Source organism: Methanocella sp. MCL-LM (genome assembly GCF_049676595.1).
Classification (GTDB): domain Archaea; phylum Halobacteriota; class Methanocellia; order Methanocellales; family Methanocellaceae; genus Methanocella_A.
The window spans coordinates 3101335-3123474 of sequence record NZ_CP187259.1; the positions used below are offsets into that span (position 1 = coordinate 3101335).

18 protein-coding genes and 3 tRNA genes are annotated in these 22140 nt (G+C 51.1%); 7 read left to right on the forward strand and 14 right to left on the reverse strand.

Going from position 1 to position 22140, the window contains the following annotated elements:
* The first annotated feature begins 106 nt into the window (after positions 1–106).
* Positions 107–1675 carry a tetratricopeptide repeat protein gene (locus ACPLPM_RS15785; protein ID WP_424357729.1) on the forward strand — a complete coding sequence of 523 codons (1569 nt, stop codon included), beginning with the start codon at positions 107–109 and terminating at the stop codon, positions 1673–1675.
* A 358-nt stretch (positions 1676–2033) separates the two neighbouring features.
* Here ACPLPM_RS15785 and ACPLPM_RS15790 read toward each other — a convergent pair whose 3' ends face one another.
* From ACPLPM_RS15790 to ACPLPM_RS15805, 4 genes are all read right to left on the reverse strand, one after another.
* Positions 2034–4649 (reverse strand): phage/plasmid primase, P4 family, encoded by a 2616-nt coding sequence (locus ACPLPM_RS15790; protein WP_424357730.1) that lies wholly within the window; start codon positions 4647–4649, stop codon positions 2034–2036.
* A 690-nt stretch (positions 4650–5339) separates the two neighbouring features.
* On the reverse strand, positions 5340–5969 hold the full coding sequence (locus tag ACPLPM_RS15795; RefSeq protein ID WP_424357731.1) for a hypothetical protein: 630 nt from the start codon (positions 5967–5969) through the stop codon (positions 5340–5342).
* A 418-nt stretch (positions 5970–6387) separates the two neighbouring features.
* A tRNA-Ser gene (locus ACPLPM_RS15800) sits at positions 6388–6471 on the reverse strand.
* A gap of 125 nt (positions 6472–6596) precedes the next feature.
* On the reverse strand, positions 6597–7589 hold the full coding sequence (locus ACPLPM_RS15805; protein WP_424357732.1) for a YkgJ family cysteine cluster protein: 993 nt from the start codon (positions 7587–7589) through the stop codon (positions 6597–6599).
* Positions 7590–7701: 112 nt separating this feature from the next.
* Between ACPLPM_RS15805 and ACPLPM_RS15810 the strand changes: the two genes are divergently transcribed.
* Entirely contained in the window at positions 7702–8205 is a 504-nt protein-coding gene (locus ACPLPM_RS15810) for an N-acetyltransferase family protein (RefSeq protein ID WP_424357733.1), read from the forward strand.
* Positions 8206–8211: 6 nt separating this feature from the next.
* Here the strand turns inward: ACPLPM_RS15810 and ACPLPM_RS15815 are convergent, their stop codons facing one another.
* The 6 genes from ACPLPM_RS15815 to ACPLPM_RS15840 form a co-directional block, all read right to left on the reverse strand.
* Complete coding sequence (locus ACPLPM_RS15815) at positions 8212–8463, reverse strand: hypothetical protein (protein WP_424357734.1); 252 nt, start codon at positions 8461–8463, stop codon at positions 8212–8214.
* Between the two features lie 138 nt (positions 8464–8601).
* Positions 8602–9282 carry a SprT-like domain-containing protein gene (locus tag ACPLPM_RS15820; protein ID WP_424357735.1) on the reverse strand — a complete coding sequence of 227 codons (681 nt, stop codon included), beginning with the start codon at positions 9280–9282 and terminating at the stop codon, positions 8602–8604.
* Between the two features lie 278 nt (positions 9283–9560).
* Positions 9561–10337: a sugar phosphate isomerase/epimerase family protein gene (locus ACPLPM_RS15825; protein WP_424357736.1), complete on the reverse strand. Its 777-nt coding sequence runs from the start codon at positions 10335–10337 to the stop codon at positions 9561–9563.
* A gap of 70 nt (positions 10338–10407) precedes the next feature.
* Entirely contained in the window at positions 10408–11682 is a 1275-nt protein-coding gene (locus ACPLPM_RS15830; RefSeq protein WP_424357737.1) for an MFS transporter, read from the reverse strand.
* 171 nt (positions 11683–11853) lie between these two features.
* A complete protein-coding gene (locus ACPLPM_RS15835) occupies positions 11854–13131 on the reverse strand; it encodes an MFS transporter (RefSeq protein WP_424357738.1) in 1278 nt (425 codons plus the stop codon).
* Positions 13132–13662: 531 nt separating this feature from the next.
* Entirely contained in the window at positions 13663–14892 is a 1230-nt protein-coding gene (locus ACPLPM_RS15840) for an MFS transporter (protein ID WP_424357739.1), read from the reverse strand.
* Between the two features lie 226 nt (positions 14893–15118).
* Between ACPLPM_RS15840 and ACPLPM_RS15845 the strand changes: the two genes are divergently transcribed.
* The 4 genes from ACPLPM_RS15845 (at position 15119) to ACPLPM_RS15860 (ending at position 17211) form a co-directional block, all read left to right on the forward strand.
* Complete coding sequence (locus ACPLPM_RS15845) at positions 15119–15313, forward strand: DUF1328 domain-containing protein (RefSeq protein ID WP_424357740.1); 195 nt, start codon at positions 15119–15121, stop codon at positions 15311–15313.
* Between the two features lie 237 nt (positions 15314–15550).
* Positions 15551–16915: a cation:proton antiporter gene (locus ACPLPM_RS15850; protein ID WP_424357741.1), complete on the forward strand. Its 1365-nt coding sequence runs from the start codon at positions 15551–15553 to the stop codon at positions 16913–16915.
* A gap of 86 nt (positions 16916–17001) precedes the next feature.
* A tRNA-Gly gene (locus tag ACPLPM_RS15855) sits at positions 17002–17076 on the forward strand.
* A gap of 63 nt (positions 17077–17139) precedes the next feature.
* Positions 17140–17211: transfer RNA gene (locus ACPLPM_RS15860), tRNA-Gly, on the forward strand.
* Positions 17212–17577: 366 nt separating this feature from the next.
* Here ACPLPM_RS15860 and ACPLPM_RS15865 read toward each other — a convergent pair.
* From ACPLPM_RS15865 to ACPLPM_RS15875, 3 genes are all read right to left on the reverse strand, one after another.
* Positions 17578–17706: a hypothetical protein gene (locus ACPLPM_RS15865; protein ID WP_424357742.1), complete on the reverse strand. Its 129-nt coding sequence runs from the start codon at positions 17704–17706 to the stop codon at positions 17578–17580.
* 23 nt (positions 17707–17729) lie between these two features.
* The gene (locus tag ACPLPM_RS15870; RefSeq protein WP_424357743.1) at positions 17730–18092 is read right to left on the reverse strand and encodes a DNA-binding protein; all 363 of its coding nucleotides are present in this window, start codon (positions 18090–18092) and stop codon (positions 17730–17732) included.
* Positions 18093–18187: 95 nt separating this feature from the next.
* The gene (locus ACPLPM_RS15875) at positions 18188–19102 is read right to left on the reverse strand and encodes a hypothetical protein (RefSeq protein ID WP_424357744.1); all 915 of its coding nucleotides are present in this window, start codon (positions 19100–19102) and stop codon (positions 18188–18190) included.
* 356 nt (positions 19103–19458) lie between these two features.
* On the opposite strand from ACPLPM_RS15875, the gene ACPLPM_RS15880 reads away from it, so the two are divergent.
* Positions 19459–19830, forward strand: a complete 372-nt coding sequence (locus ACPLPM_RS15880; RefSeq protein ID WP_424357745.1) for a ferritin family protein — start codon at positions 19459–19461, stop codon at positions 19828–19830.
* 50 nt (positions 19831–19880) lie between these two features.
* Here the strand turns inward: ACPLPM_RS15880 and ACPLPM_RS15885 are convergent, their stop codons facing one another.
* Positions 19881–21836 carry a methyl-accepting chemotaxis protein gene (locus ACPLPM_RS15885; protein WP_424360000.1) on the reverse strand — a complete coding sequence of 652 codons (1956 nt, stop codon included), beginning with the start codon at positions 21834–21836 and terminating at the stop codon, positions 19881–19883.
* Positions 21837–22140 lie beyond the last annotated feature (304 nt).

Genomic DNA, 22140 nt, shown 5'->3' on the forward strand with positions numbered 1-22140 from the left:
TTTATAAAAAGAAAAAGTTAACTATGCTCTAAGATAAATATACAAAGGCATAATACACAATAACCCAAAGCATTAAAACTAATTATGTAAATTATTATCTTGGATAGTGAAAGGCTTGTCAATATTACCGAAACTTAATCAACATTTTGAGTCGGGAGTAAAATTATATACAGATAATCAGCTATATGAAGCGGTTTCGGAATTTAAACAAATAGTTGATGGCGGTTACACGATACCAGGGAATGAGAATAATGATGTACATAAGCTTATACAAAGGTCTCATTTCCAATTAGGGCATATATATAAATCACAAAATCGTTATAAAGATGCCATTACTGAATTTAATTATATATATAGCGCAAATGAGAATTATCTTAACGCTAAGTTAGAAGTTGCTCAATTATATACCACGTTATATGATGATACTGGTTCGGAATATTATAAGAATAATGCTAAGTCCACCTATGAATCCATACTTTGGTCATACCCTGACTGTCACATAGCTCATTATAAGTTGGCAGAACTTATTAGATTTGATGAAAAAGAGATAGATAGAACGTATAAAGAATATAAAACTGCTATAAGATTAATCCCATCATCGCTCGAAGTCCGTTTTTCGTTTATTGAGTTTTTGCTAGAGATGGAAGAGTATAGCGAAGTTATAAAACAGTCAAAAGAAATAATATCAACTGATAAAAATAATGCTGAAGCCCATTATTGGTTATCTGAGGCATTATTTGGTAAAGAGGATGTACAAAACGCTATTATTGAAATTAAGCAAGCGATTGATTTAGATGGATCTAATCCCAAGTATCACGATGAATATGGACTAATTTTAAAAAATGTAGAAGATATAGACAATGCAATTTCTGAATTTCGAAAAGCACAAGAATTAAAACCGAACATTTTTTCTTACGGTAGTCATTTAGTCGATACGTTAGTTGAAATTGGAGAATATGATGAAGCAATAAAAGAATGTAACAAAATGAAGAGAATGCAAAGTTATGAATACATCTACATTAAGTGTGGCGAAATATATGAAAAAATTGGGCAATGGGATGATGCAATTTTAGAATATCTCGAAGCTTTAAATAAAAATAAAGACTATAATAAAGCTAAAGAAAAACTAAAAATCGCCAAAGAAAAATTAAGACACATAAATAAAAAAGGAAAAGTTTATGCTTTTTCTGAAGTTGAAGATGAGTTCCTAACAGATTACCAACTACAGAAAAAATTGAAAAATATTATCGAAAATACTGAAAAAAACATGAGAGAACTAATTTCTGGTGTAATGGAAAACACATATGGAAAAGACTGGATATCAGTATTAGAAACGAAGCATACTACTATAAAAGCTATAATCAAAAGTTGTAAAGATAAGCAAGATAAAGAATACAAAAGTTATGGTGATTGTTCAACAGATATATTAGACTTCTCATATCCTGCTGACTTATTCACAATTATATTCATCGAATGGGATGTATTTAAAAGCATAATGAGTGTTGGCTCAAAAGAAAAAATGGAAAAAAAGTATTGGAGTAAACATGCCGATCAAATAGCTAAGCTAAGGACACCAATAGCTCACAATAGATCGGTTAAATTACTAAGACATGAAAAGATATTAGCTATAGCATACTGCGAAGAAGTTAATAACAGTATAAGCAGATATAAGTAAATATTTAAATAACTGGTTAATAAATGAATTATAATTATTCGTACAAGGTAGCTAAGTTTTGTTATACTCATAGGTAGTCGAAAAAAGACTGTAAATAATGGTGTATACAAAGATAAAACAAGACAAAAATATTTTTATATATAACATTATTTTTAGAATAATGGCATATGTGATACCCGTTTATTGAACTTAATACAAGTTATGACGGATATTACGTGTTTGTTTCATATATATAATAATTAACACGAATTAAATAAAAATAAAAAATATACTATATATGCGTAATACCCGTCATAAATAATTAAACTATCGATATATGTACTCAGAAAAATAAGAAAAAAGGAAGAGGTGGCGCACATCAACCGTTAATAGCTCTAATTGTCTCTTTTATATCGGCGCAGGTTACAGTTTGCGGAGGCTTCAGGCGTAACCCGACACGCACGCGGTACTGTTTAAGCTTGCCGTTCTCGTCCTTTTCAGTGTCACTGTAGCGGGTGGCAAGCTTGAAACCTAAGCTATTCAGCTTCCGGGCAAAGGTGTTAGGCGAGAGGAATTCTGCCTCGTGGCTGACCTGCCATACCCTGTAGTCATCGTACAATCGCTCAGGCAAGCACCAAAACGACTCGCCTTTGCCGATGTCGCAACGGTCAGCAAGGAATGCGGCAATGTAGTCAGATTCCTGCCAGTGCTCTTCCGTAGCGTTAATGACTGCCGCAGGTTCTATGAAGCCCTCTGTCTTCCACTTCCTGTAGCCCTCAAGCATCCAGTTAAAGATACCTGCCTTTTCTTCGAGCAGCTTGGCCTTCAGGTTCTTATCCAGCTTGTCCAAATCAACGTTAAGGTTGAAGGGCACTATCCTTAGCCTTCTCTCCATAGCGCGATCTTTCCTTGCGGTAGGAACGTGGTTGAACAGGAACGTAACCTTTGCCTGAGGCGTGTACTCGAACTCTGGCATGTGTTTTTCTTCGGCGTTAATGCGCTCGCCGCCAGTGAACGACTTGAGCTTCTCGGTGTTCCAGGTCTGACCTTCGGCAACCTCGGAGCAGACAAGTAATCGTATGCTCCTGAGCCTGCCAAAGCTGAACCTGCCGTTGTTACCGCCCCGGGAATTGGTAAAAGCGGTACTGCTGGCAGTAGCTGCATAGTCTCCCATGATATCGTGCCATACTTCGACAAGCACCGATTTGCCGTTAGCACCAGCGCCCTTGAATACCATGAAGAGTTGTTCTCTGGTATCCCCGCTAAGGCAGTAGCCTGCCCATTTCTGGATGTATTCGGCAAGTGCTTTGTCACCGCAGGTAATCTCATCGATAAACCGATCATAGGTCGGGCAAGTGGCCTGCGGGTCATAGGCGACATTTTCCTGCATAGTCATGAGGAAAGGCTTAGTGCGCTCTCCATGCGGGATAAACTCGCCAGTGTCAAGGTTGATTACTCCGTTGAGCAGGTTGACCATGTTCTTGTCTTTATCCAGTTCGTCAATACCGTCGAGGGCGAACGTGCCGACAACCTTAGAGGCTACATTGATTATGCTGGATAACCCGCCACTGCTCCGCATGTAGCGGTACTGGCCGTATTGGTTCTTGACCTTGGCAGCATGGGCTTCCTTGGCTGTACCCTCAAGTGTCTTCGTCATCGAACTTAGGTATAATACACGGTCGATCAGCACGTCAGCCATATCGGTAATTTTCTGGCTAAGGCAAGCAGCTTCTACGTCTTCAGGCCAGAATTGGCCATTCCATAGGAACCATCGCTTAGTGCCCCTTACATACCGGATATCCTCGCCGTCCAGATAGGCCAGCATTTCAGAGATTCCAGTGTCATCTTTTGCTGCGTCGAAGGGCCAGCTCTTGACGTAGTAGTTGTTACGGTAGTTCCATGCAGGCGACTTCTCACCATTGCAGCCTTCGGTACTAGGGCACAGGCCTTCTGCGTCCATCGTAGCGCACCGTAGGCATTTGTAGCCCTTGTCGAAGATGCAATCTACCTGCTGCTCAGTAATGTCGGGATTGAAGTCAGGAGCGGCGCTAAATACAGCCATTATGGAGCCTTTATCTAGATGGAGCCCTGCCAGGTAGCAACCGAGAGCGAACCTGCTGCTGTGGTCAGCCTTGCCTGCCTGAAGCTCAGAGATGATGGTCTTGATGCATGGCGGGCTGTGCTTGTCACAGTAGTACCGCGTCCTAATGGGCATAGCCTCGACGTTGCTGTATACAGGGTCACGCTCTTCCTGATCGAAGGCTTCCTCATCAAGCAGCCTGCCAATCTTACGGAGCATTTCTTTGATACTCTCAGGCAGTGGCTGGATGTGATTATCGTTCAAGGCCTTGTACTCGCCTTTTTCGTCAATACTATTGGCAGCTACGATAAGACCGCCAACGGCCTTGAGGTCCACGCCTGGCCAATCCCTGTCCTCTATCCTATTGGACACGACACCTTTGTGCGTTTTCGTGAAGATGTGATTGCCGGAAGTGACATTTAATCCGCCACGAAGGAAGTATACGTGCCGTCCACCACTACGAGTCTCCTCGATGTAGGTCTTAGACATCTCGGGGTATAAGGCCATGTGCTGATTGAAGGTCTCAAGCCCGCCATTCTTCTTATCGTAGTCAAGAACGACAAGATCGGACGGCCCTGTTATGATACCCACTAGTCCATCTGGGTGCCTCGACCAAAGCCGCCTTACCTCAGCCTCGTCGGACGTAGCGTAGCACCATTTGCGTAATGGCCTCTTATCGGTCGGGCGGATAGGGATAACCTTGAAGCCCAATTTCGCCCAGTATAAAGCGCTCTGAAGGTTCTGCGCCCTCATCGAGTCACGATCGAACATCTTAACATTGGTAGGGAGATCGGTACTGATGCATCCGTCTACCCCAATCTGTTCTGCCCCGTTCTTCATCTGTACTGCCGCTTCGGCAATCTGCCCGTTCCGAAGTTCCGGCGTTTCCAAAGTACTAATTTCAGTGTCGAGCATTTACAATACCTCATATTCTTGTAAAAATCCCCTCGGCTACCGTAGACAACGCTTAAATAAACGAAGAACAGAATCTATGTGTCAAGACAGATGCCGCCTTCATGCGCTATATCCACAGCCTTGGGGGCTGCATTTAAAATTTTTCTCAAAGTTTTGTTGAGTAAATTCCTCCAGCGACTACCTGTACTACGTGCGCATATTTAAGACTTCCTCGCCTGTAAAAAATAAATGACTTAGACGTATGCCGAAAATTTAAAAATAAATTAAATTTTTCAAAATTACTTCACCTACTTCACATGCCTTACTATGCGTCGAAAAATTATGGCACTTACTTCACATATTAACTATCGTTAAGCAATTATTTATATAAGAGAACAAATGGCATGAATATGGACATGTTTTTATAAAATTAATCATATTATCGTAATTTATTGCTGAATTATACCTCGCGCCGCACTCTCAACAATCACACATCGCATGATCAACCGTTAGTATCCTCTAAAATAGGGTATACAGGTGTTTAAACCTGTTCCCTGATCCACGGAAAAATAAATTATCGCATTTCAGTTAGCCGTTTCGTAAAAAAAATATGGTCAACAGTTTATTGTAACCTGTAGACTTCCAAGTGTTACTTATTAAAAATAATGATATGATACCATTAATTATAATTATGATTGGGCAGGGATTCTGCTATTTTATGTTAGATTTGTCGAATATACCTTTGTTCTCGACATACATTGTCGTATCGTACCTTGTAGTGTAATTATAGGGTTCACTTGTTTCTTTAATGGTGCCATTTTCATATACGCCAAATTTCATTGTGCCATTTTTGTTTTCAGTCCAAGATGATATCAGGGGTGAAACCCACCTATCACCTATTGTTAGATTGATAATTTGTTTCTGATAACTCATCTGTACGGTACCATTGTGGTCTACACCTAAAATGGTCAGATTATCATCAACCTTATAGGGCAGGCTGTATATCCCTCGAACATCCATCTCCCCCCTGCGGCGTTCATAACTAAACGTAAAGTAAAACGTACCATACACCATTTTAAGGCTATCATTTATGGTAATCTCATTTCTTAACAATCCCTCTGAACCATCATAATCGAAAACAGGGGGCCTTGGCGGTTCCATAACAGTAGGGACTCTACCTTCGATCATTGTTACATTTGGATTTTCACTGATCATTTCGAATATTGCGACGTACTTATTTGATGGCAGATCACTAGTCGGTTGATTTTGAGTAATACAGCCGCCAATAGGCAATCCGATGATCAGGATTATTAATGAAATGGTAGCAGCTAGATACTTCATTGAACTCAAGAGATAATTTACTTTATAATAAATAAAGCAATAGGTTGCTCCTTAAAATCAAGCGAGAAGATTCATTCTAATTTTCTCCTACATAAACCATTGGATAAAAATCTGTGTCTATTGCAGAGCTTCAGCATTTAAATACAAGAACAAATACCTGAAGTTTTTTGCTGGGGGATAAAAACAGATCGACCCCCTGTAATTCCGATCTTTATTTTTTACAAATTTTGAGGTTTCAAGTGGCGGCGCGCCTCGAAACCTTTAAGTTTCCAGATGCCTATTGAGTTATGGAACAGGTGAACAGGTTCATAGTGAACTGCTCACAGAAACAACGCCAAATAAATCCCTTGTTTGCCCATCACTATCGTTAAGTGAAAAAGGTAAAACAAGCCATTTAAGGCCGAATAAAAGGTAAAAGCGCCGCGGCGGAGATTTGAACTCCGGAGCTCTTACGAGCACAGGTTTAGCAAACCTGCTCCATACCAGGCTTGGATACCGCGACAAGAATGAATGCAGAGGCCTAATCTACCCTTATAGTATTTAAGATTTTCCGGCCCTGCAAGTCTATTCAATGCTCTCCAACATATTATATTATATTTGGCATATATAATTTGCGCAAGCCTGAAATCAGCCCCCGACGGCAAGTCCCACGGCTTTAGTGGAAGACCCGTCCTCGGGCAGGAAGAACACGTACGCAGGGCGTGCTCCGCCATTCGTCAAACGCTCCACTGCAGAGGCATCTGCTTCGAGCTGGAACCCGATAGCAACCTTATCTGAGGCTGAAGCGTAAACTGCGCTAATCCGGGCTTTGCCGTCGGCTGCAGTCGTAAAGAAGGCCCTCCCGAGGTCCATCCGCCCGCTTTCCACAAGCGCCCTGAGCGCCTCGACAGAAGTCGCATCGGTTTTCGCCAGCAGGTACTGGCCGATGCGGGCGTCTTCCTGGACGGCGATGTCCGAAGGCTGGCGCACGAAGGACACTCCTGCGCCCCATACACGGGCTTGTAGCGTCATGGCGATGATGCCCGTCAGGGGAGTGTCGGCCAGCGATCCAAGATACGGCCTGGCCAGATACGTGAGCACGATCTCCCTTACTAACCCGTCCCGCAAGAAAGAGTCGGTGACGTCGTACGGCACGGTGAGGTCGACCTGCTCTGGCCTGATGGTGTTAAAGTATAGCTCGTCGGTCATGTAGGCGATCGTCTGATCGGTCAGCACGTCCGCGTCCCCGATCATCTCCACCGTGTCGTCCAGCCCGAAGAGATCGCAGGTCGGCTCGAGCATGGGATATCTCGACCGGACGAACGTCTTCATCTCCCCGGCGGTCAGGTAAGCCTGCCGCTTCGGATAAGCGCGGCAAGCATACGGCCGGGCATCGTGCACGCTGCACAGCTTCCCATCCAAAAACGGGCACCGCTGCTCAACCGTCCGGAGGTACATGTGAATCATCGGGTTCAGCGAAGTTGCTCCGATCTCGCAATAGCGGCTGAAGAGCTCCGCCGGCGGCACGTTCAGGCGCTCTGCCAGCCGGAACAGCTCGTAAGACGTCAGCTGGATCAGGTCCTGGTTAGCGCAGCACTGGCCGCACATCGCACACTCGAAGGGTCTGATGTCACCACTCATTTCTACCACTGCATCGATATTGCGAGGGTGTTAAAATAGTTTTGTAGCCAGAGCGCAGAGGGAAAGATTAGATATTAATAATCACGACGCAGATAGCTGTCCCTGAGAGGGTATGTACACGGACACGGTCAACTTTGAGGAGATCGGAGAAGAGCACCTTGATGCGGTGCTGGACATCTACAACCATTATGTCTTGAACACGACCGCCACCTTCCACGCCCACGCGTTCGGCAGAGACGAGTTCCGGGAGCTGGTGTTCTTCGACAACCCCCGGTACCGGACGTACGTGATAAAGGAAGCCGGCGCAGTCTGCGGCTACGTTTTGCTGACGCAGCACAAGAAGCGGGAAGCGTACGACGGAACTGCCGAGGTGACCGTGTACCTGGTCCCGGGCAGCGTCGGGAAAGGCTTCGGAAGCAGGGCGCTGCAGTTCATCGAACAGATAGCGAAAGAGCGGGGCATTCACGTGCTGGTCGCCACGATCTGCGGGGAAAATGCCCGGAGCATCGGGCTGTTCGAGAGAAACGGCTACGATAAGTGTGCCCATTACAGAGAGGTCGGCCAGAAGTTCGGGCAGCGGCTCGACGTGGTCGCCTACCAGAAGATCATCGGCTAAACCTGCTTACGGACCAATGATTTCCCACGCTTTTTCTATGACGGCGCATTTTTCGGCTTCGTCGAACGGAAATTCCTCGAGTTCCCTGGCCACCTTCAGGGCATCTTCCCGCAGCTCATCCATCGAGATCGTCAGCACCCCGTTGACGGCCGAGTCTACCCTGAACTCCAGTATCTGGCGGATCCGGGAGACGAGCCTGATCATCGCCAGCTGAGTAGTGTCTTCCCCGTGCCTGTGAACTACGGCTGCGAAGTCCATGATCTATCGAACGAGGCCCGGCCATAAATGAGTATTCTGGAATAATAACGCCGGCAGGCGGGTCGATCGATCCCGAAGGCGACCCCGGTACGGGGACTCCCGGCCGGGAAATGAAAAAGTGAAAAGGAGCTTATAGACTTATTTTACGAGCTGCATCAGGCAGTTCTCGTTGTACTCGTCGGGGTGGCAGACTGCGCAGGAGTGCTTTTCCGACCAGCGTTTGTACCGCCTGACTTCCCGGCCGCACTGGGTACACTTGTACACGGTGATCTTGGGGCGGATGTGGGCGCGGAACTCCTGTAAAGGTAAAGTCATCTGGTCCTTGGTGATCTTGATCAGCATGTTTTCGTCGCACTTCTGCCCGCAGTCGCAGTACTGGACCGTGCTGAAAGGCCGGTAGGTGGAGTAGGTCTGCCCGCACGCGCGGCAGCGGTAATGCCACTTTTCCCGGTCGACGAACAGCTCGTTAGTCCGGGCCGTGGGGGAGACGTTCATCATCTCGCAGGCGCTGCGGAAGTTGATGCCCCGGTGGCCCCGCTCGCCGTGGAAGTGAAACGCGTAGATGTGGGCGATCTCGTGCTTCAGCACCTCGTCCATCACATCCCAGCCGTACTTATCCATGTACCTGTAGGACAGAACGATGCCGAGCGGGTTGCTGTGCGCATAGCCGATCCTGCTCAGCAGCCGGTCGCTGATCCGGAGCATGATGTCCGGTATCTGATTGTCGAAGTAACTCTGGTTGATGTTTTCGAACCGTTCCCGGGTATCGTTGAGGTACCCGTTCATTATCTCCATTCTCAAAGCCCGATCGTATTCCATCCACTCACCTTTCTGTGGTAAAGCGTCTTATGTTTGTAATGGCCTTCGAGCCTGGCCGGCTCGAGACGTTCGATAGCTAGATTGATCGTGTGGCACTATGCCAGCACAGAACCTAAATAAATGCATATCTTTTATTAACTTTGTCGTTTTTGCTTGCCCGGTTTGAAAAACCGGCTGATAATTTCAATTTAATTGAAAAAATTGTTATAAATAGGTTGCTATTTTATATACTATCAGTTTTCGTGCCACGATTCGTATTTATATGACGTAATCGCTTGCTAAACAGGCAAATCGCCGTATTTCTCCGGCATAATTGCCCGTAATATGTTATCCCGGCCCTTCAGTACCTTTGAGTAGTCGTCGAGCTCTATGATCAGGCGGGGCTGACCCCGGAGCACGGCGAGATCGAGGATACCTTCGCCCGGGCAGAGGTGCTGGTCACGCTCGCCTTTGTTATCGTTGACGTGGAGGTACGAGATTTCGGGCAGCCGCAGGAAGGCCCCCGGCTCAGCGCAGAGGATCGCGTGCCCGACGTCTATCGTGACACCGCACCGGCAGTGCGTCCGAAAATCGGAGAGCTCTGCAGGAGTGTTGCAGAGGTACTGTCGGGCTGCGGGCATGTTCTCGATGGACAGCGTGATGCCGGCAGACCTCGCGTAGTCTGCCGCTTCGCCGAGGACCTGTCTGGCAAACTCGGAGCAGATACCCCTGACCTTATCCTTGTGGACGAGGCCGGGGTGTGTCGTCACGTAGCGGGCGCCTATGGCGGACGCCATGTCTACCGTCTCCCGGAGCTGCCGCAGCGTCTCGGCCCTGATTCCCGGGTTCACGCTCGCCGGGTTGAGGTCTATCGTGGGCGAGTGCAGGTATATTTCCAGGTCGCAGCCTTCTGTGGCCTCGCGAATTCGGCCCGGGTCCGCAGTTCTGGGCCACTGCGGGCCTTCGCAGAGGATCTCGATGGCGCCAAACCCGTCAGCTCTGGCCGCTTTTACCCATTCTGGCGGCGACTCCCAGAAGAGCGAGAGGGTCGAAAATCCTACCAGGACGTTTCGCATAAGCAGTACTCTGTCAACAATAGCCTATAACCTTGACGATCTCCGATTCACGCTCAGGCGGATGTGCAGGTTACACGCTGACTTCGACCTCCTGAACCTGGACACTCGCTTTCTCCTCGTGCCGGTGGAAAAACTTGAAGTAGAGGACTGAGGCGAGGGCATAAAAAACACAGGCGCTGAGATAGGGCATCGTGTAGGCCCCCCAGGACATCATGACTCCGGCTATCAGCGAGCCGATCGAGATAGCGATGTAGTTCCCGGTCGAAGTGAGGCTGGAGACCGAGGCCATGTCGTCCGAGTCGACGATCTCCATGGAGAAGCTGTTGCTGACAGGCGAGGACATGTTCATGAACAGCATGCGGAGCACGTACGCAGCCCCCGCCAGGTACAGGTTCGAGGTTAGCGCCAGCAGCAAGAGAAACGGTACAGAGCACAGGTAGGTAAGAGCGACCATCCTGACTCTGCCGATGCGGCTGGCAATATAGGGCACGATAGTTGCGCCTACCACCATGGAAACCTGGGCGATCGAGAAGATGATGCCGATCTCTCCCGGGGTCGCAAATAGTACTTTGTGGAAGTAGACGTTGAAGAAGGGGACGATAAGGCCGGCGCCCATTCCGATCAGGCAGCTGATCAGCACGAGTTGCCGGACTACCTTCGACTCGGCCAGCTTGCGGACAAACGCCTTCATGTCGCTCTGTACCGGGCAGGGCTTCTTACGGTCCTTGATGAAGATCAGCGGCACGACGCTCAGCGCCGCGATGGCCAGCGAGATCATCAGCGTGTACCGGTACGCATCCACGCCGATCTCCTGCAGCCCGAAAAGCGCCTGGCAGAGCTGCGGCAGGTAGCCGCCTACCGAGGTGCCGATGATGGTGGCCGCCATGATGGTGCCAAAGTTGATACTGAACAGGTGCAGGCGGTTTTCCTGGGTGCTGTTCTCGACCAGAAACGGGTGGCCGATGACCGTGGGAATAGCGCCGAAGATGCCGTTTAAAAGGCTCAACGCCAGCAGGAGCTCCATCGATGTGACAGTGTACAGCAGATATAACGTGACCGCGGTCAGCAGGCCAGAAGTGACCAGGCACATCTTGCTACCCATGCGATCGCAGCACTGGGCGGCCGGAAACGCGAAGAGGCCCGTCGAGATCATAGAGGCTGAGATGATCAGCCCCAGGAACTGCTCGGTGTACCCAAGCTTGATCACGTACAGGTTGAAGATGACGTTATAGATGCCTATGTAAAGAGACATCAGAAAGGTGAATACGACGAAGGCCCTGGCGTTAAGAGTCGAGTTTTTCAAAGCGCGTACATAGTCCCGCATCACCGACCCGACCACCGACATAGTTTAGACTAAAATATTGATTAACATATTTTGCAGATTCAGCACGTCATTCGGCAAAATCGTGGGCAATTAGCAGACGCAGAACGGACAGAATGGTATGCTGCGGCTGCGTGGATAAAAAATAAGACGGCCTGGAGCCAGGCGTATTTAACGTGGGCTCACCAGGGCTGCTTAGTCAGCCGCCACTCTCGCCACCGGCCGGAGCAGCGGGAGGGGCTCGACGTCCTTGAAATAGTGGTAGAGCAGTACAGCGGTGGCTACATAGCCGGCACAGGTCAGGATAAAGGGGACCGTGTAGTTGCCTCTGGAGATCAGCAGGCCGCTGACGAACGAGCTCGCAGATACAGCGAGGCAACTGCCCGTAGACATCAGCCCGATGGCGAAGCCCTGCTCGTGCTTCTTGATCTGCTCCATCTGGAAGCTGGTCGTCGCCGGGCCGGCCATATTGATCAGGAACATGTAGACTACGTAGGCGCCGGCGGCGATCATGAAGTCTTTAGTAAAGGCCATCGCCACTACGAACGGGGCGGAGATCAGCTTGGTGACCACGGCTGAGCGAACCTTACCGATCTTGGAAGTCGCATAGGGCGTGATGATGAAGCCGACGAGCATGAAAGCTCCGGCTGCCGCCGAAGTGAGGCCAATCTGGACCACGTCCATGTGGAGCACCTTCATGAAGTACACGTTGAAGTACGGCACGATCATGCCGGAGGCAACGCCGAAGGTAACGCTGGTCAGGGTGAATTTCAGCACGGTGGGGGACGGCCGCAGATCTTTGAGCGAGAACCTGAACCTCGACTTTGCCTTTGCCTTCGGAGCAGGCCCGGCACACTTGTTACCCTTTTTCAGCAGCAGCGCAAACAGGCAGCTCAGGCCTAGCAGAGCCACAGACGCTATCAGCGTGAGCTGATATCCGCTCCCGCCCAGCGGGAGGTGAGCGATCATCAGGCCAGGCAGAAGACCTCCGAGGGCACACCCGATCACCGAAGCGATCCAGCCCAGCGAAGCGTTGGCGCTAAATACGTGCACGGTCCCGTCGCGTTTGCAGTTATCCGAAAGGATCGGCGTCAGGCAGACAGCGCTGATGGATCCGAACATGCCCCCGGCGGCGCTGAACAGCAGCATCACAGAGGGGTCTCTCAGCAGGAAAACTGGCAGCGTGGCCAGCATGGCGAGCACGCTGGAAATGACCAGCAGCTTCCGGCGATCGAACCGGTCGCACAGCACCCCGGCCGGAATGGACATCGTGGACGAGGCCAGCAGGGATATCGAGATTAGCAGCCCCAGAAAGTCAGCCTTGTAGCCCATCTCCAGGATGTAGAAGTTGAAGATAAGCCCGTGGATACCTGTGTAGAGCCCCATCATTATTGTGCGGAGCAGCAATAGCCGGACGTTGCGGTTGAAGCCGGCGACCGTACCCAGGTAGTTTTTCACAAATTCCGTTTCCATCCCTCCTGCTACTGAAATAGGGGGTGTAGCAAGACTAGTTTATAGTCTTCTGCCTGCGCCTTCGCCGATCGGATAAGAGGAGCAGGTGGTGACACCTGCTTTTCGGGCTGCGTCCCTGCCGTGACCATGCTCACGCAGGCGACAAGGCAAATTCATTTTCTCTTCCCCGGGCGGAGCCATTGCAGGTAGAGTGACTCAGCAATACGATCGCTGCGCTGTGCCTGTTACAGATTACTCGGATACTCGTAAGACATTGCCGGTAAGCTCGTGAACGTACACGATCGCTGCGCTGTGCCAGATCACAGATTCTGACAGATGCCACAGATTACACAGATACAAATCAATTGGAAATCGATTTACCGCGTACCGCATTTATTCTAAGGTCATCTGTGAAATCGGTGCAATCTGTTTCAATCTGTGATCCTGGCACAGCGCAGCGATCGTCCAGCGGATCGCCTCGAGAACGCCTGCTAAAGCAGGCGTTCAAAAGGCGTATCTCACGATCACCCAGAATTATTCAACACAGCAAGTTCACGCCGCCGCAGTGGTATCCTTACTTTCCCGGCCCTCCTGGTGGCCGAAGAAGTAATATAGCAGTCCTGCTGCGGCGAGGTAGGCGATGCAGGTGACGGTGAACGGCAACACATAGTTACCGCCCGCCATGAGCAGGCCGCTGGCATAGGTGCTGGCTGCTACCGCCAGGCTGCTCCCCGTGGAGATCAGGCCCACGGCGAACCCGCGCTCTTCGGGCCTGATGACTTCCATCTGCAGGCTGGTCGTCGCCGGGCCGGCCATGTTCATCAGCATCATACGCATGACGTACGCGGCCGAGGCTGCCATCAGGTTCGTGGTGATCGCCATGAGAATCAGGAAGGGCAGCGACGCAGCCTGGGTAATCACCGCAGACCTCGCCCGGCCGAGCTTTCCGGCCATGTACGGGATGGCGATGAACCCGGCGACCATGAAGATGTTGGCGACTGCGAAGATCAGCCCTGTCTCGAAGATGCTAGCCCGGACAATTTTGGTGAAGTACACGTTGAAGTAAGGCACCACCATGCCGGAGCCGAGACCGATGATGACGGCGATCGCAGCGAACTTCAGCGTCTCTGGCGAGGGCCGCACCTTCAGCGAGAAGGACTTCCTGGCGTGAACTTTGTTGCATTTGCTGCTCCGCATGAACACTAACATAGCGCAGCCGGCGAAGAGCAGTACGACGGACGCGAGCAGCGTAAGCTGGTAGCGGTTTGCCTGCAGGTGAAGGATAGGCCAGATCAGCGGAATCAGGCCGCCGAGGGCGGCGCCGACCACAGAGGCAGCCCAGCCCATCGCTGAGCTGGCGCTGAACACGTGGACAGCTTCGTCCCTCTCGCAGTTTTCCGTCAGAAACGGCGTAGCGCAGACGGTGCTAATCGAGCCCAGCATGCCTCCGAGGGCGCTGGCCACCAGCAAGACCAGCGGGGACGAGGAGATGAACAGCGGTAGTACCGCCAGGGCCGACAGAAAGGTCGATCCGACCAGAATTTTCTTGTGATCGAAGCGATCGCAGAGGAAGCCGGCGGGCACAGAGGCGACCGATGCTGCGAGCAGCGACACCGACAGCATCAGCCCGAGGAAATCCGTCCTGAACCCCATCTCCAGCACGTGGAGGTTGAACACGATACCGTAAATGCCCGAGTAGATACCCATGATGAATACCTGGGCAAGGAACAGCTTCACGTTCCGGTTGAAGCCTGACATGCTGCGTATATACTGGATTATCATAGAGATCGCCGGTTTTTGGGCAATCTTTTACGCTGACAGGTTAAAGTCTTCTGCATGGGCCGTAAATGCTTAGATAAGGGCAGTAAGCAGTAGATCAGGATTATTTTACCAGTAAATCGTGTGTATAGGTGTTTATACGGATTTTTTCATATATCTAAGTACAAAATGCAATGAACGTTTATATTTATAAAGATAGGACAGATATAACAACAAAGTTGGTGATACTATGGATGGTCTGATTTGGTTAGCGGTAGTCTTTCTGGTACTGGCGCTGATCGCATATGTCCTCGGTGCACGAGGAGTGGCGGGGTTCAGCATGGAGATCGCAAAGTGGCTGGTGATCATATTCGTGATTCTGGCCGTACTGGTCATCTTGTTCGGCGGCAGAGTGCTGATGCCGGCAATCCTGCTGTTCGGCTGAACCCGCTATCTTTTTTTACCGCCGTCCAAAACCGGCCACAGCATGGCCGGCTTTGTGACCGGGAGAACTTCTTTGCTCCACGATATGGCAGCCATACGGGAAACGAGCTCTTTTCCAGCGTCCGTAAAACAGACAAGTACAAATAGATGGGACGTATATGAGTAGATAAACGCCCCAATATGGCGTTAAAAGGGTAGGGTGGCAACCTGATGGTTGCTCTCGGATGGAGCATTAAAAGTGTTAGATACTGACCTTCTCTTACTGATACTGCTGATACTGGCCGGCGGTAAAATTCTGGGAACGATCTCAGAGCGGTTAGGCTTCCCCTCGATCATCGGCGAGCTTCTCGTGGGCATCGTCATGGTGCTGCTCCTGCCGGAAATGATCAATAAGTACACGACAGACCTCGAATTCATGGCGAACCTGGGCGTCATGCTCATGATGTTCATCATGGGCCTGTCGATCAACATCGAGACGGTGATGAAGGCAAATGCCCGGAGCGCTACCGCTATCACACTGATCGGAGCGTCGCTGGTCTTCGTCGTCGCAACGTTCTTTACACTCATCATAGACCTGGCCATGGGCCAGGAATTCTACTATTCGCTGGCGCAGGCCTGCATCGTAGGTGTCGCGCTGACTTCGACCTCGACGGTCATCGGCTTCAGGTATCTGACAGCCATCGGAGACAGGTTCTCCAACGTCTTCAAAACCCTGGTTGCCGTCGAAGTCACCGACGGTATCTTCTCCATCGTGCTGCTGGCCGTCTTCCTGTCGGTCATCGGCGTGTACACGACCATGGTTGCCTCTGGCGGCGGAGCCGACTTTAGCAAGCTCGTGCCGGAGATCGGCTGGTCGTCGTTCAAGCTCTGCCTGCTCATCCTCGGCTTCATGATCCTGGTGATCAAGTTCGGCGGCAAAGTCGCAAACTGGCTGCTGGGCATCTCCCGCCGCTCCGGCGAGGACGATACGATCATCACCCTGTCCCTGGTCATCCTCTTCGGCGTAGCCTGGCTAAGCGACTGGCTCCAGCTCACCCCGGTCATCGGCGCGTTCCTGGCCGGCGCCATCCTGGCGGGCTCCCCGTTCTCGGAGACCGTGATCGCCCCCAAGATCAAGGCAGTCGGCTACGGGCTGTTCATCCCCATCTTCTTCGCCTTCATCGGCATGAAGATGGACTTCGGCGCCATCTTCGGCGGCGCCTCGCTGTCAGTGCTGGGCATCGGCATACCCTACTACTTCCTGCTCTTCCTGCTGCTCCTCGCAGGCGTGCTCGTATCCAAGTACATAGGAGCCATCGCCGGCTGCGCTTACGCCGGAGGCTTCAAGCCCTTCGAGGCCAACAAGATCGGCAGCTCGGCGATCTGCGTCGGAGAAGACACCCTGGTCATCGCCCAGATAGGCTCGACAGTGCTCTTCGCGGTCGGCACGGCAGAAGGCCAGCCCCTTGTTACGAGCCAGATATTCTCAGTACTTGGGCTGCTGATAATAGTCACATCTATCATCACGCCGTTACTGCTGAACATCACCTTCAGCAAGAGTAAAACGCAGGTACCGGCGCTCCGGAGCCGAAACAAGCACCGCTCCAGAGGCGGAGGCCTGTAAGTTTCTAATAGACGTTTCGCCCTGCGGGGCGAAAATATTATATCTGATAAGTGCATTTAGGAGTCTGCATCACACAGAAAAGCGATGCGCCGGTAGTGTAGTGGTTATCACTGTAGCTTGCCAAGCTATAGACTCGGGTTCAATTCCCGACCGGCGCACCACCAAAAATTAAGTTTTAAAAATAAGCGCCTTTGCGCCTGTGAAGAAAAACGTTATACCGTAATGCGCCGGTAGTGTAGTGGTTATCACTGTAGCTTGCCAAGCTATAGACTCGGGTTCAATTCCCGACCGGCGCATATAGTTGTTTTAGAAAGGCTGTCGGAAAACCTTTTTTAAAAGGTTTTCCTGACTCTCGACACCCGATTTAGCCCGAAGGGCATTTTTAAAGCGATGTTTTTGAGGGGGCGCATGGGGAACTTTTTCCAAAAAGTTCCCCCGTACGCTGACTATAGAAGGGGCTATGAATTGCGATAGTATTTCTATGGGTCGACGGCCGTCGGATGACTTCTTTCAATCAAACCTATAAACAGCATAATACTACACCATAGCGGGTCGACGCCTGCCTGATGGCAGGCTACTCGTCGTTTCGGGTGCTCCGATGCCGGGGCCGGGCTCGCACCCTCGCAACGAAAGGCCGGCGGGCGCTATCGCTGCCGCCGACATTACATTGCTTCGCAAGCCCTAAGCGACGCCACTACGTAGGCGTCCATTACCCCGTCATCTCCGCATCCCCCGCTGATGCGGGGGCAGACCCGAAACGCCTCGTCGACCGCCATATATCCTTGTACCACTCTGGACAACGTGTTATCTGGATCTACCTGATCGCCAGGGCGCTGGCGACGATCTCCGGCTTGCCATTGTACTCCTGCTCCTTGCCCGTGATGATGAGGTTACACCCGGGCTCCGCTTTTGATGCCACAGTGTAACTGTCGCTCGCAGCCGGGACAAATACGGCTACCGGCCCGTCGATAGTTTTGACGGTCATGAGCACGTGCTTACCTGTGTATGTGATATCCTTGTGGAGCAGGATGCCTTCCACAGTGATAGAACCGTCGTGGCCCGCTTTAGCCGAGCGAAGGAAGGACGAGTTAGTAGAAGCGAGATAGACTAAGCCGATGGCCATCGTGGAGAGGAGTAATAATAAGATGACAGCCAGCTCAGTTTTTTGCAAATTCATGATTATAAGTTTGCAGCTATAGATATAATTGTTTGCATGGTAAGTTAAAAAAGTGGCCGGGCATTCTGCCCGGTTTTCACGCAGACTATAAGCTCTCACTGCCTATCGGCAGAGAAGTCGTAGTCGAAGTCAGTGATCTTTTTGATGTTCTTCGCCCACTGGTAAAACTCCGCCTTATAGGATACGAGGAAGGCGAATACGATGGCCTGCACCAGCCCCTGCAGCAGCATGATGGCGAGTAGCGAGGGTGCGCTGAAGCTGATGGACAGAAAGGCCGCGGTAGTGGAGTTGACCGTCTCGTTCATGAGAGTAGTGTTCACTGAGCCGTTATCGTAATAGGTGAGATTGGCCGCGATGATCGCGATGCCTTTCAGGAGGTATGCGGTCAACAGCGGCAGCTGTACCAGCACTTTGAGCCCCACCAGGAGGATAAAGAAGGGCACGACGACGGGCAGGTGTTTTCTGACAAAGCCGATGCTTGCTCCGAAAGACCGGATGAAGTCGGCTCCGCCCGCGACGATCGAGATATCGTAAAACTCGATGAACATGAGGCCCATAAACATGACGATACCCCCGATCAGGACCAGTAAAATCATGAGCAGCGAAGATGCGGAGCCCAGGAAGATCAGGACCACCATGAACAGGGACAGGAAGTAGAAGACTAGCCAGGCGGCTATGCCTGCCATCAGGAGATTCAGGTAGTTCTTTTTGCCAGATTCCACGAACAGCGCCCAGCTGGATTTACCACCTGCAGACTGAGCCACCGCGCAGCCGAGGGCGCCGCCCAGGATGAAGGGCATGGCAAACATGGGCAGCACGATCGATGTCCCGAGGACGAAGAGGGTCTCGATCATGTCCGGCTGAGTCGAGTTAACGATACTGTTTAGCGGGCCGTACTGGATAAGAGTGATAGCGGTTATCAGGCCTGACAGCAGGCCGGCTACGATGAGCGCCGGACCTTTCACGGTGCCGGATAGCCCCCTTCGCAGGGCTGAAGTGAAGTCGTCCATACAGGTTAGACTTCAAGCGTTCCATGAATATATTAATTTTGGATAGCCCGAGATCAACAGCTACGCCTGCAAGATAGCTGATTAGTACATGCGTCCCATGACCTTACCATAACTACAATAATAGAAATGGTTATATCCTTAGAAGACAATATCCAGTTAATCATTCGTGTTTATACGAATGAATTTGCGCAGACAAGTGATAGATATGCTCAACGAGTACAAATGCGAAAAGTGCGACTTCGTAAACAAGGCCGCCATAAGGCCGCACCTCTGCAGGAAGTGTGGCGCCCCGAGGAAATTTTTGCACAGTACGACGGAAGCCAGATCGCCGGCTGCGCACCAGGGAGGAAAGTAACATGAGCAAGATCACTAACATTATGGAAGCGACGTTCAAGGGAGAGACAATGGAAGTAGGCCTGTACCTTGCCATGGCGAAGAAGGCAGAGCTGGAAGGACGGGCGGATATTGCCATGTACCTGAAACAGCTGGCCTGGGAAGAGGCCGGGCACGCCTGCGAAGTGGCGACGATGCTGGGCAAGATTGGGGACACTAAGGCCAACCTTGAGATGATGCACCAGGGCGAGACCATGGCCACGAAAGAAAAGCTGGACGCCGCGAGGATCGCCAGGGAAGAGGGCCACCAGGAAGCGGCCACGTTCTTCGACGCCGCCTCCAGGGACGAGAACAGGCACAGGTCCGGGCTGGAAGGGTTTCTTAAAAGCCTCTGAAGAGCTAGTTTTTAAAAAAAGTTAAAAGGATAACGGGGCTGTTAAGCCCCTTATACCTGTACACGCTTTTTCTGGGAGCCGACGGAGCCGGTCGCCGCAGGCAGCTCGACCTTGAACTTATCGGACAGCAGCTTGTACGTATTCTCCGAGACGTCGCTGAGCACCTGGGTGCTGGCGTTGAGCTCTTCTACGGCCGCAGTCTGCTCTTCGATGGCGGCACTCGTCTCTTCGGACGACGATGCGGTCTCTTCTGCCGTCGCCGCTGCAGACTCGATGCTCCTCGAGATCGAGTCGAGGGCGGTGCTGCCCTTCTTCACGTCGTCGGAAACTTCGGAGCTCACGGCGTTGATCAGGTCGACCGACGCCACGACATCCTGGATCTTGGTCATCGCGCTGGTGATCACCTGCTCACCCTCGGAAGATTCGCTGGTGACCTTATCGATGGAGTGCATGACCCGGTCAGTCTCGTGCTGCACGTTCTCGATCAGGTTGTTGATGCGCTCGGTACTCTTCCTGGACTCGTCGGCGAGCTTGCGGACCTCTTCCGCCACCACGGCAAAGCCCCGGCCGTGCTCGCCGGCCCTGGCTGCCTCGATGGCCGCGTTGAGCGCCAGCAGGTTTGTCTGATCGGCGATACTCTTGATGGTATCAGTGACCTTGCCGATCTCTTTGACGGCGTTGTTCAGGCCGGAGACAACTTCGGTGGTCTCGCTGACCGCAGCTCTGATGCTCTTCATGCCGCTGGAGACGTTAGCAGCCTCGCTGCCGACTTCCTTGGCCTTCTTCGCCCCTTCGTTAGCGAGGGCGGCGGATTTGGTAGCATTGTCGGTGAGCCTCTTGAAGAGCAGGTTAGTCTCCTTGACCCGGGTGGACGCCTCTTCCGACAGCCGGGCGAGGTTTTCCGAGCCGTGGGAGATCTCGTTCGAGGCGGCGGCCACCTGCTGAATGCTGGAGCTCATCTGCCCGGCACTGTCAGCAATCTCCTTGGCCTTGTTTCTCGTCTCGTCGGCGTTGGCCTTCACCTCGAGGATCAGTACCTTCAGGTCGTTTACCAGGCGGTTATAGGCGTCGATAGTCCTGCCGAAATCGTCGTCCCGCTCTTTGGCGAGGACTACGTTCAGGTCGCCGTTTGCGATGGCCTCGATGCCGCTGATGAGCCTGGCGGACATCCGGCTGTTATACTCGAGCTGGGCTTTTACCTCGTTTTCCTTGTCCTTCAGCGCCTGGATGTTCTGGATGAGCTCGATGCCGCCGATATAGTCCCCTTTTGAGTCCTTCACAGGGATGGCGGAGATCAGGACAGGCTGGAACTGGCCCTTGCCCGTAGGGATCTTACGCTCCTCATTAAGGACGCTCTTGTGAGTTTCGATAACTACGTCCAGTACTGTATCGGATTTGACACCCAGCACGTCTTTGATCTTCTTGCCGATCATCTCGTCGACCCGCTTGCCGGTAAAAGACGAAAAGCCGTTGCTCGCGTGGGTGACAGTGTGGTTAGTGTCCGCTATGATGAGGCTTGCAGGGACTTCTTTGATGAGGTTCTGAATGTGCTCGGACTGCTGCTTTGCAGCAAGCCCCTCTTTCTTCTGGGCAGTAGTGTCCCGGATAATCTCCATGCCGCCCGCAAAGTTCCCCTTGTCGTCCGTCATCACGATGGCCGTGAGCAGGCCGTACATCACGTCGCCGTGGGCATTCTTGAGTTTGACATCGTGCACGTACTCTTTCTGGCCGGAACGGTAAGCTTTCTCAATTGGACAGCTGGAGTCACAGTACCCCGCGGGAATATTGTTGCACATGAAACGATCGCATTTGATCCCGTCGTGGCTCCCTTTGCCGGTCAGCGCCAGCGCAGCCCGGTTCGCGTACACGATGTTACGATCTGCGTCCCTGACCATGATTGGGTCTGGTAGATAAGACAAAATTTTCTCATAATAGGCGCTGTTCATTTTGACAGCACCACTGCGGCTTACACCGCCCGTCATTATTGCCATGATAGAGGTTAGCATCGCCCACACGTCCGTTAACTCCACAACATTACCGATTAGTGGAGTAGAATTAATTAACAATTTTTTACTGGAACATATTTTAACTTTCTGTTTCAAAAAAATAAGCAAAATTGCCCTTATTATCTTAAAATAACTGAAAATATGGCTTACAAATTCAGTAATACTAAGTAGAAAGTATTGGTGTGAGTGCCCGTGCAACTAGCTGACAAGGAGCGCTTGACACGGGATGACTAATATCACAACAGAAATATATACACAGGCAATAAGATCATTCCTATTGATAGATATGGGAAGCGAAATCGAG